The 11,804-nt window shown below is 42.3% G+C and carries 9 protein-coding genes; 2 read left to right on the plus strand and 7 right to left on the minus strand.

Translation table 11 applies throughout. The features are described 5' to 3' along the window. Positions 1-660 precede the first annotated feature (660 nt). The gene (locus tag IT970_RS08485; RefSeq protein WP_065979976.1) at positions 661-1,860 is read left to right on the plus strand and encodes an Nramp family divalent metal transporter; all 1,200 of its coding nucleotides are present in this window, start codon (positions 661-663) and stop codon (positions 1,858-1,860) included. 139 nt (positions 1,861-1,999) lie between these two features. On the opposite strand, the gene IT970_RS08490 is transcribed toward IT970_RS08485, so the two are convergent. The 7 genes from IT970_RS08490 to lrp all read right to left on the minus strand — a co-directional run bounded on the left by IT970_RS08490 (position 2,000) and on the right by lrp (position 10,519). Next, positions 2,000-3,544, minus strand: coding sequence for an arylsulfatase (locus IT970_RS08490; protein WP_196857200.1), 1,545 nt, complete (start codon positions 3,542-3,544; stop codon positions 2,000-2,002). A 202-nt stretch (positions 3,545-3,746) separates the two neighbouring features. Continuing rightward, positions 3,747-5,051 carry a serine--tRNA ligase gene (gene serS, locus IT970_RS08495; RefSeq protein ID WP_196857201.1) on the minus strand — a complete coding sequence of 435 codons (1,305 nt, stop codon included), beginning with the start codon at positions 5,049-5,051 and terminating at the stop codon, positions 3,747-3,749. 8 nt (positions 5,052-5,059) lie between these two features. Beyond that, positions 5,060-5,446 carry a fluoride efflux transporter CrcB gene (gene crcB / locus IT970_RS08500; RefSeq protein WP_074989576.1) on the minus strand — a complete coding sequence of 129 codons (387 nt, stop codon included), beginning with the start codon at positions 5,444-5,446 and terminating at the stop codon, positions 5,060-5,062. Continuing rightward, a complete protein-coding gene (locus tag IT970_RS08505) occupies positions 5,439-6,776 on the minus strand; it encodes a replication-associated recombination protein A (RefSeq protein ID WP_065979978.1) in 1,338 nt (445 codons plus the stop codon). The genes crcB and IT970_RS08505 overlap by 8 nt, the downstream gene beginning before the upstream one ends. Before the next feature lie 3 nt (positions 6,777-6,779). After that, positions 6,780-7,406, minus strand: coding sequence for an outer membrane lipoprotein chaperone LolA (gene lolA / locus IT970_RS08510; RefSeq protein WP_036968132.1), 627 nt, complete (start codon positions 7,404-7,406; stop codon positions 6,780-6,782). Then, positions 7,406-9,898, minus strand: a complete 2,493-nt coding sequence (locus IT970_RS08515) for a DNA translocase FtsK (RefSeq protein ID WP_036968127.1) — start codon at positions 9,896-9,898, stop codon at positions 7,406-7,408. Before IT970_RS08515 ends, lolA begins: the two co-directional genes overlap by 1 nt. Before the next feature lie 141 nt (positions 9,899-10,039). Next, positions 10,040-10,519 (minus strand): leucine-responsive transcriptional regulator Lrp, encoded by a 480-nt coding sequence (lrp, locus tag IT970_RS08520; RefSeq protein ID WP_036968123.1) that lies wholly within the window; start codon positions 10,517-10,519, stop codon positions 10,040-10,042. Between the two features lie 142 nt (positions 10,520-10,661). Here lrp and ald point away from each other — a divergent pair, with 142 nt between their 5' ends. Continuing rightward, positions 10,662-11,783 (plus strand): alanine dehydrogenase, encoded by a 1,122-nt coding sequence (ald, locus tag IT970_RS08525; RefSeq protein WP_036968120.1) that lies wholly within the window; start codon positions 10,662-10,664, stop codon positions 11,781-11,783. The last annotated feature ends 21 nt before the right edge of the window (positions 11,784-11,804 follow it).

Below are 11,804 nucleotides of genomic sequence, written 5' to 3' on the forward strand. Positions count from 1 at the left end.
CTGCCTATGTCACCAAGCGGATGCGCTATATACTATTATACGCTTGTCAGCGGTCACTGAATTGAAAAGTCCGATATTAGTAGTGCACCGTAAGCTTTGCTTGTGCTGCAACTCGGGCAATCACTGTTGCTTTGCATTCATTAGAGATTGAACCCAGTTTACAATGTGTTGTTGGTGACATTAAAGTTCTGTTCTTTAGTTGCAAAACCAAATGACTGTGCGTAATTAACATGACCAGAGAATGCGCTGAACACGCTTTGATAAAATTAACTCACTCAACAAACACTGCCATTTATCTCACTGCGCTAAATGAATGTGTGTATGACGTAATACCGCAAACAGCGTCGCAAAATAAACAAGAATATTTTTTATTGTGCTCATTTTTACTATATTGATTTAATTAAAGAACGTTAAAACACTAAAAAAGAGTAAATAAATTCATTCAAATAATCATAATTAAGTATACTAACTATCAATTTACTTGCACTTTTGAAGTAGTTTTCGTTTTGCCCCCTCAAATCTCACCGTTTTTACTTTACCCTCAGAACCACACATTATATCGTGAGCATCTACAGACAGCACTTCTCACACGGTGGCTTTGCTGCCTAGCGATGAGTTGATTAGCTAAAATTCACTATTCTAATAATAAAAAGGTTTTACATGCGTTTAGGACCCGGACTTCTTGTCACTGCTGCCTTTATAGGCCCAGGCACCATTACCACCGCAAGCGTTGCAGGGGCAAACTTTGGTTTTGCTTTAATTTGGACACTCTTATTTTCGGTTATCGCCACTATTTTGCTGCAATCTATGGCTGCTAGACTCGGTGTTACAACGGGACAAGACTTAGCAACGGCACTGAGAACAACCATCAAAACGCCTGTGTTTAAGTTATTAGCCGCGTTTTTAGTGATCAGCGCAATAGGAATTGGCAGTGCAGCCTATGAAGCAGGCAACCTCTCTGGAGCAAGCCTGGGTTTACAAGAAATATTGCCCTCGTTTAATCCTTTGATTTGGACACCTTTGATTGCAATTTTAAGTGCCGTGCTGTTGTATACCGGAAAGCATAAAGTAATTGAAGGTGCATTGATCGTTTTAGTTGTGCTGATGAGCTTGGTCTTTATTTCGACATTAATAATGGCTGCGCCGCCCTTAACTCTCGTTTTAAAGGGCTTTATACCAAGTTTACCTGATAACTCCATTACCACGGTATTAGCCTTAATCGGCACCACCATTGTTCCTTATAATCTGTTTTTACATTCAGGCGTTCTTGCCCAAAAACATGACAAAAATAAAGATATTGAAAAGGTAATTAAAGAAACTAATGTAGATACCAGTATCTCAATAACCCTTGGCGGTATTATTACCTTAGCAATTTTATCAACAGCTTCCGTGGCATTTTATGGCACCGATGCGGGTAAAATTTCTGCAGCCAATATGGCCGTACAACTAGAGCCTTTGTTGGGTGGAATGGCTCACTACTTTTTTGCTATTGGCTTATGTGCTGCGGGCCTCACCAGTGCAATAACGGCTCCTCTAGCGGGTGCATATGCCGTGTGTGGTATGTTGGGTTGGTCAACAAAAATGAGTAATACACGCTTTAAAGGTGTGGCAATTATTATCCTAGCGTTTGGTGCGGTTGTGGCGTCTCTCGGACTTGACCCTGTTGCGGTGATCATCTTTGCGCAAGCAGCCAATGGCTTACTCCTGCCGATTGTGACTTGCTACCTTGTTTGGTTGGTGAATCAAAAATCAATTATGGGAGAATACACTAACTCTGTTTTTGTTAATGTTGTTGTTTTCCCTGTCTTGTTACTCATTTTTAGTTTAAGTATTTATAAATTATTCAGTTTGATTTTCTAGAGTGATAGTGCGAAATGGTAAAATAAAAACCATTTATAACAGGTTAGTCGTCTATACCAGCGCAATATTACTTAATCAAAAGCCGCATGGTTTCCCTATGCGGCTTAAATTTTATGCGCTCAAGTATATGCGCTTTATCTTATTGCTTACCTGACATTAACTGTTCCATAAGCTGGCTAAAGTCAAAGCTTGCCGCTTTTTGTAGCGGTGGGTATTCAGTAAGCGACTTAATATGCTCACCTAATAAGTGTTGTACAGGTTCGTTAAGCCATTGTTTAGCCTGAACTATATCAGAGCGGTCAGTCAAACCATCAAAGCTTTCAAACGGATCCATGCGAAGGTTGTAGAAAATGGGGAACTTTTGTTTTTCATACTGCGCATAGTAGTTTTCGCTTGTTTCAAAATGCAGCTTCCATTGTTTATAGCGAATCGCTTTAATGCTTGATTCGTAATAATAGAAAAAGTGGTCACGTGCACTGTCATCTGTTTTTCCTAACCAGTAATCTAAGTTATTTACACCATCAAGTGGCTGTTTATGCTCTTTGAGTGCTTTTTTGGCCACATTAGGCTCACCCGCAGCAGCTGCCAAAGTGGTGTAAATATCCATGTGTGTTTGAATACCGTTTAAAATTCTATCTGCGGGTACTTTACCTGGCCAACGAACAATCATTGGTACACGTACACCGCCTTCGTAGGTTGTCATTTTTTCTCCACGGAATGGCGTTGTACCACCATGAAGACGCGCACTGTGTTCTGGACCATTATCTGTCGAGTAAACAACGATCGTATTATCTAGCACACCCATGTCTTGAAGTGCAGCCATCAATTCACCCACTTGTTGATCATGCTCAATTAAGCCACTACCATACAAATCGTGCTCTGTAGTGTGCTTGGCAGCTAAATAACGACTTTCATCACTTAAACGGGTATACATGTGCATACGGCTTGGATTAAACCACACAAAGAACGGCTTATTCTCTTTTTGTGCTCGCTTGATAAAGTCTAAACTTGCATCCATGAATTCTTTATCAACCGTTTTCATTCGCTCGCGAGAAAGCTGGCCTGTGTCTTTAATTTTTTGCTTACCAACTTTACCAAATCGTAGATCAACTGTTTTGTCATCTACATTAGTTGCATAAGTGTGTAAAACCCCGCGTGTACCGTATTTTTTGAAGAATTCAGGATCTTTAGGGTAATCAACTTGCTCAAACTCTTCTTGGGTATTTAAGTGATATAAGTTTCCAAAGAATTCATCAAAACCATGAACGGTTGGTAAGTGCTCGTTGCGATCACCTAAATGGTTTTTACCGAATTGACCCGTAGCGTAACCTTGCTCTTTAAGAACTTCAGCAAGAGTATAGGAGCCCGCTTTTAAACCAAGCTCTGCGCCGGGTCTGCCAACAGTTGTCATGCCACTACGGATTGGGTACTGTCCGGTAATAAGGGCCGCGCGACCAGCAGTACATGACGGTTGAGCATAATGATCAGTGAACATCGTGCCTTCATGGGCGAGTTTATCAATATTTGGGGTTTTATAGCCCATTGTACCCAAACCATAGGCACTTATATTCTGCCACCCTACATCATCAGGGAATATTATAAGAATATTGGGTTTATCTTTAGCGAACGCCACTGAGCTTACTAAATACAAAGCAGCAGATGCGACGGCGAGAAATCTTTTCATAACAGCAATCCTTCGTGTTTTGGAGTATCACAATCCACTTAACTAAATGATTAAGTATTAATGTAGATTGGTATTGAGTACTAAAGGTACCTTTTTAGTCTACTAAATGTTTACACTTCCGCAAATTAATTAGTTAAAAAACAAACAAAAATGCCGCATGGTTTCCCTATGCGGCATTTTTAACTTATTAGGCTAATAAAACTTATTTAATAACCTCTAAGCCTCCCATGTATGGGCGTAATACCTCTGGCACAACAATTGAACCATCAGCTTGTTGATAGTTTTCTAAAATGGCAACCAATGTACGACCTACAGCCAAACCTGAACCATTAAGTGTATGCAATAGTTCTGGTTTTTTCTCACCTTGACGACGGAAACGCGCTTGCATGCGACGTGCTTGGAAATCAACCATGTTTGAACACGATGAAATTTCACGGTAGGTATTTTGTGCAGGTAACCATACTTCTAAATCGTAAGTTTTCGCAGCACCAAAGCCCATATCGCCGGTACAAAGAATCACTTTACGGTAAGGAAGCTCTAATGCTTGTAAGATTTGCTCTGCGTGACCTGTTAGCTCTTCTAGCGCTTGCATTGAGTCTTCTGGTTTTACTAGCTGTACTAATTCAACTTTGTCGAATTGGTGCTGACGAATAAGACCACGTGTATCACGACCATAGCTGCCGGCCTCACTGCGGAAACATGGAGTATGCGCGGTTAAACGAATTGGCAAGTCACTTTCGTCATAAATTTCATCGCGGGCACAGTTCGTAAGGGGTACTTCAGCTGTTGGAATTAAGCTAAAACCAGGTTGTTGTTGACCTTCGTCATCCACTAAACCTAATGTGTGGAATAAATCACCTGCGAACTTAGGCAGTTGGCTTGTACCGTACAAACTTGCGCTATTAACAAGGTAAGGTACGTACATTTCTGTGTAACCGTTTTTATCGGTGTGCGTATCAAGCATGAATTGAGTTAATGCACGGTGCATACGCGCAACTTGGCCACGCATCACAGTAAAACGTGCACCACTGATCTTCACGCCCATTTCAAAATCAAGACCCTTTACGTCTTGACCTACATCAACGTGATCTTTTACTTCAAAGTCAAATGATTTTGGTGTACCCCACGTTGATATTTCAACGTTTTGCTCTTCATCTTCACCAACAGGAACTGACTCATCTGGTAAGTTTGGAATGGCAAGGGAAATTTGCTTAAGCTCTTCAAGCACTGCGTCTTGTTCTGCTTTTACGCTGTCTAGTTCATCACCAAGGGTACTGACCGAATCAAGCAAAGCTTGTGCTTTATCGTGCTCGCCTTTGGCTTTAGCTTGGCCGATAGCTTTGGAACTTGCGTTACGTTCGCTTTGAAGTTCTTGCGTTTTTACTTGTAATGTTTTGCGTTTTTCTTCAAGTGCAGTCACTGCATCGATATCAAGTTCAAAGCCGCGTGTTGCTAAACGCGCAGCCGCTTGTTCAATATCTTGACGTAAATATTTAGAATCTAACATGTTAGTTTTTAACCTTTTTGCATTACCAGCTGAAGGCCCAGCCAAGCCATAAATATACACACCACCACGTTTAAGGTGATATTGAGGGCCATTTTAAAAAAGTGACCTTGTTGCAACAGCAACAACGAATCCATTGAGAATGTTGAAAAGGTGGTCAATGCACCTAAAAAGCCAATACCAATTAAGGTCTTAGCAGGGCTAACAGCGATTATTTCTTTTTCAATCAAGCCGTATAAAATGCCCATTAACAATGAACCAAGAATATTAACTGTCAACGTGCCAAAAGGGAATCCCCTACCCAGCAGTTTTAGCATTGTTTCGCTAAGAAAATAGCGTAAGCAAGCGCCTGATGCGCCACCCAATGCAATCATCATGTAAAGTTTTAAACTATTCATAACGTTTAAAATCACTTTGCTCATTTCGCTGCGTTAAATAATCCAGCTTTTGTTTTATTTTTTGCTCAAGCCCGCGATCCGTAGGAAAGTAATACTGCCTATCGCTAATAGCTTCAGGAAAATATTTTTCGCCTGCGGCAAATGCGCCTTCTTCGTTATGCGCATAACGATACTCAGCACCATAGCCCAAATCTTTCATTAGGCTGGTAGGTGCATTACGCAGGTGCTCTGGTACAGGGTAACTAGGTTCATTTTGCGCATCGTGCTTGGCCTGATTAAAAGCCATATACACAGCATTGCTCTTAGGCGCACTGGCTAAATAGAGCGTGGCTTGCGCTATGGCACGTTCACCTTCACTTGGCCCCACTCGCTGATAAATATCCCATGCATTGAGTGCAACTTCCATAGCGCGAGGGTCTGCATTGCCGATATCTTCTGTCGCGATGGCTAATAAACGTCTTGCAACATATAACGGGTCGCCCCCCCCCGCTAAAATACGGCAATACCAATATAAAGCACCATCGGGTGAGCTGCCTCGTACAGACTTATGAAACGCAGAGATTAGATCGTAAAACTCATCGCCCCCTTTGTCATATTTCGCTAAATGCGTTGGCAGCACTTGACTTAAAACATGCTGATCAATTAGGTAATTACCTTGTTTTTCAGTGGTTAAATCAACGGCTTGTTCAAGTAAATTGAGTACTTTACGGGCATCACCGTCGCTGGCTTGGCAAAGTGCCTGCTTTGCGTTATCGGCAATGACGATGTTTTTTTCACTTAGCTCTACATCATCACGTAATGCGCGCTCAATCACATTGTGTAAATCGGTTTGCTCTAACGCTTTAAGTACATAAACACGCGCACGTGAAAGTATGGCGTTATTGAGTGCAAACGAAGGATTTTCTGTGGTGGCGCCAACAAAAATAAACGTGCCGTCTTCTATGTGAGGCAAGAAGGCATCTTGTTGTGATTTATTAAAACGGTGTACTTCGTCGACAAATAATAGCGTACGCTGACCTCGCCCAGCAAGGTTAGCTTTGGCTTCATTGACCGCTTCACGGATGTCTTTTACGCCAGCGGTGACAGCAGACATTTGAATAAGACTTGCATCTGCATGATTAGCAATAATTTGCGCAAGAGTGGTTTTGCCAACCCCCGGCGGGCCCCACAAAATCAGGCTGTGGCAGCGCCCAGCTAAAATTGCTTGGTATAGCGGTTTATCAGGGCTTAAAAGATGTTGCTGACCAATGTAGTCATTCAATGTTTCAGGTCGCATGCGCGCCGCAAGTGGGCGCACATCAGGACCAAAATTAAATCCTAGATTACTCAAGCCCTATTCACCTTGGCTTTGATCATCAACTTCAACACCTTCAGGAATGATAAATTCAAAGGTCGTCGTAGCCAATGGTTGATTAACCTGAGCATCTTTAAAGGTAAATAACGATTGCTGACCCGAGGTATCCATCACGGTCAATGAAGATAAAGCCTGTTTATCATCACTGAATGCAATATCAAGTTGCTCAACTTGGCTTTCTATGCCTTTATTTGGTGTAACACTAAAGCCTGTATCGGTGGCCAATACTTGGTATTTAGCCCACTGCTCAGGGTCTTTTGATGTAAGTAGCACAAACGGGGTTGAATCTATCAGACTATGGGTATTCATTATGGTAACTTGCTCAGCGAAGCTATCAAAATAATAGGTTTTTTCGCCGTTAGAAACAAATAACGTTTCATCTGGACTTTGCTGTTGCCAGCGAATCATCATAGGTTGCTGGAGCGCAATATTGCCCTCACCTTGCATAATGGCTTCGCCCTGTGCATCGGTTACTTTTTGTATAAATTGCGCTTTAAAACTGTTAATTGTGCCAAGTTGCTGTTGCAATGCTTGGCTGTCGTCAGCACGACTCTGACCGCTTAATAAACACCCTACTATTAGGGTTAACACTGTAATTTTTTTCATTAATTTGCTCCACCATTGGGCACTAATACTTCTCGGGCACCATTATGACCTGGCGCACTGACAATGCCTGACGTTTCCATTTGTTCCACTAAACGTGCTGCGCGGTTATAACCAACGCGAAGCTTACGTTGTACACTCGATACCGACACTTTGCCGGTTTCTATCACAAATGATACTGCTTCATCATAAAGCGGATCTGACTCTTCATCACCGTCTTCACTGGTTTCTCCTGGTAGTAAAATTTCTTCTGTGGCATCACCATTTAAAATTTCATCAATGTAATTTGGCTTGCCCCGTTTCTTCCAATCGTCGACCACGGCATGAACTTCATGATCATCAACAAATGCACCGTGAACACGCACAGGCACGCTGGTGCCAGGCGGTAAGTAAAGCATATCACCCATACCCAGTAAGTTTTCAGCACCTTGTTGGTCTAAAATGGTGCGCGAGTCAATCTTACTTGATACTTGGAACGCCATACGCGTTGGAATATTCGCTTTAATTAAACCCGTTATAACATCAACCGACGGGCGCTGTGTTGCAAGCACTAAGTGAATACCTGCTGCACGGGCTTTTTGTGCAATACGTGCAATTAGCTCTTCTACTTTTTTACCGACAATCATCATCATGTCAGCAAATTCATCAATCACCACGACAATACTAGGCAGTTTACCCAGCTCTTCAGGGCCATCAGCCATGCCGTCAGTGTCTTTAAAAAGTGGATCAAGGATCGGTTGACCGGCCTCTTTCGCATCCAATACTTTTTGGTTGTAACCTTTTAAGTTACGCACACCCAGTGCCGACATCAGCTTATAACGACGCTCCATTTCCCCCACACACCAACGCAGTGCATTAGCCGCTTCTTTCATGTCTGTGACCACTTCACACAATAAATGCGGAATACCTTCGTACACAGAAAGTTCAAGCATTTTAGGGTCTATCATAATCATACGTACATCATCAGGCCCTGATTTGTACAGTAAGCTTAATATCATTACATTAACGCCCACTGACTTACCTGAACCAGTGGTACCAGCGACAAGTAAATGAGGCATTTTACCCAAGTCAGCACACACAGGCTCACCGGCAATATCTTTTCCTAATACCATGGTTAATGGTGATGGGTTTGACTCAAACTTAGGGGCATTGATTACTTCGCTTAAACGCACGATTTCGCGGTGTTTATTCGGCAACTCAATACCTACATAGGTTTTACCCGGAATAACCTCAACAACACGCACACTGACAGCAGACAGCGAGCGCGCTAAATCTTTTGCAAGACCGGTGATTTTCGCCACTTTAATACCCGGTGCTAAATCGAGTTCAAAACGCGTAACAACAGGGCCTGGGTATACGCCGACAACCGTGGCTTGAATATTAAAATCAAGCAATTTGGTTTCAACTAAACGTGAAATGCCATCAAGCTCTTCTTGCGATAATGGGTTCTTCGCTTTATCTGGGCGGTCTAACAGCTCCAGCGACGGTAACGGGGTTGCTGGCGGTTGCTCTTCTAATAAGGCCTCAAATTTTTCTTTTGCAGTAGGAGGTGGCTGATACGCAGGCTTTGCCTTTGGCATTGGGCGTGCAGGAGAGACAACCGTTGTCGTTGGCTTTTCAGGTTCAACAACGGGGCTTTGATCAAGCGCATTGAGAGCTGATACAGTGTCAAACGATTCATCATCAAGCGCACTAAAACCGATTTCTTGATCTAAAATATCGTCAAGTTCATCAAAACCATTAAATTCAGACTCTGTTTTTTTAGCTGGTTTTGCAGCCGCTTTTTCTTGAGCAGGTTGGTTTACATCGGGTTCGGTAAAACCAATTGAAGGCTCACTATCAGGCTCGACAAAATTCGCATCGGGTTCTGATGAAAGAACAGCTTTATTTGCGTCTTTTTCGCGTTGAAGCCAGGCCGACAAGTGCTTGCGTGTAAAATAAAAGGCACGCATTACCCAATCACCTAAGAAGTCAACAAATTGCACCCATGACACACCCGTTAAAAGCGTTAAGCCTGCGAAAAAGAAACACAGTAATAAAATAGATGTGCCAGTAAAATTAAAGGTCGGCATCATCGCCGAGGCAATAACGTCCCCTACTACCCCGCCCGATGAAAAATTATAAATATCGTCAAAATTGATGCTGCTAATCGCGGTTGCAGAGGTAATAAATAAAGCAAAACCAATGATTCTTAAAGCCAGCGTGGTGTAATCAAGTTGGAATATGCGATGGGGCTGCTTAAATAATAAGTAACCAAATAACTGAATAGCCGCTGGCACCAAATAGGCAAGCCAGCCAAATGTAAGCAATAAGATATCTGCTATCCACGCACCTGCTGTGCCGGTAATATTCTTTACATTAACAAATTCACCGGTTTGCGACCATGATGGGTCGGCAGGATCAAAACTGATTAATGCACATAAAATAAATACTGCAGCAAAGGTGCTGATAATTAGCCCAGTCTCTAACAGTCTTTGAACACCATTTAGGCGCATAGCTCCCTATTCCTTATTATTCTTTACTCATCGATTAGCAGTGAAATACCTTAGCAGGAAATGCCGTTTGTTGCACTTTATCTTAACCATGATGGACTGATAATGAACAAGTTTTTGTTACTCTTTGTTTATTTTAACAGTTTATGCAATATAAGGACGAATAATCACCCCTTGCTCACCTTTTACTTCTTCCATCACGACGTAGGTACGGCTCTCACTTACATTAGGTAACTTAAGTAAGATATCACCCAGTACGTTACGGTATTCTGACATGTCATTAACGCGGGTCTTCAATAAAAAGTCGAAATTACCCGAAACAAGGTGACACTCAATTATTTCATCGTGCTTTTTTACCGCCGCATTAAATTCTTCAAATACATCAGGTGAGGTTTTCGTAATCGTGACCTCAACGTACACCGACAACCCCTGACCCAATTTTGCAGGATCAACAACTGCTTTGTACCCGAGTATATAGCCTTCTCTTTCAAGCTTCTTTACACGCTCTAAACACGGAGTCGCACTTAAGCCTACACGCCTTGCTAACTCTACGTTAGAGAGCCTTCCATCAAGCTGTAATTCCATTAAAATTTTTCGGTCTATTCTGTCAAGTAATTGATGCATACGCCAAACCAGAGTTTTACACTGTTAAAATATATTTTTTAGATTATATCACTGCAAATGAACTTAAAAAAGGTGAGACACACTACCATGTCATGAATATAATAGTCGAAAATTTTATCCCGTTCTATTAAGGCGAAAAACTATGATTATTGGTGTACCAAAAGAAATTAAAAACCATGAATACCGTGTAGGTATGGTTCCTGCGAGTGTTCGTGAACTAGTAAACCATGGCCACCAAGTGTTCGTTGAAACTGATGCAGGTATGGGCATTGGCTTCACTAACGAAGATTATATTGCAGCAGGCGCTGAAATTTTACCTACCCCAGCTGACGTTTTTGCAAAAGCTGAAATGATCGTAAAAGTAAAAGAGCCACAAGCGGTTGAGCGTGCAATGTTACGCGAAGACCAAATTCTATTTACTTACCTTCACCTAGCACCCGATCTTCCACAAACTGAAGACCTTGTTAAGAGTGGCGCAATCTGTATCGCTTACGAAACAGTAACAGACGCTCGTGGCGGTTTACCACTTCTAGCACCGATGAGTGAAGTTGCTGGTCGTATGTCAATCCAAGCTGGTGCACAAGCGCTAGAAAAGTCGAACCACGGCCGTGGTATGTTACTTGGTGGTGTACCAGGTGTTGAGCCAGCTAAAGTTGTTGTTATCGGCGGCGGCATGGTTGGTCGTAGTGCAGCACAAATGGCAGTTGGCCTAGGTGCAGATGTGGTTGTTTTAGACCGTAACATTGATGTATTACGTGCACTAGACGCTCAGTTTGGTAACAAAGTGAAAGCGATTTACTCAACCGCTGATGCGCTAGAGAAACACGTACTAGAAGCTGACCTTGTGATCGGTGGCGTACTAATCCCAGGTGCTGCAGCGCCTAAATTAGTGACAGCTGAACACATCAAAGCAATGAAGCCTGGTTCTGCAATCGTTGACGTTGCAATCGACCAAGGTGGTTGTATCGCGACTTCAAAAGCGACGACACACGCTGATCCTACTTACATTGTTGATGACGTTGTTCACTACTGTGTTGCAAACATGCCAGGTGCTGTTCCACGTACTTCTACGTTCGCACTTAATAACGCAACATTACCGTTTATCATCAACCTTGCTAACAAAGGCTATAAGAAAGCGCTTCTTGACGATGCACACTTCTTAAAAGGCTTAAACGTGATTAAAGGCCAAGTTACTTACAAAGAAGTAGCTGAAGCATTCAACATGGAATATGTTGACCCACGTACAGCAGTTGAAAATGCTTAATTAGCATTGTGAAAAAAAAAA

This window comes from Pseudoalteromonas sp. A41-2 (assembly GCF_015767615.1).
GTDB classification, from domain to species: Bacteria; Pseudomonadota; Gammaproteobacteria; order Enterobacterales; family Alteromonadaceae; genus Pseudoalteromonas; species Pseudoalteromonas lipolytica.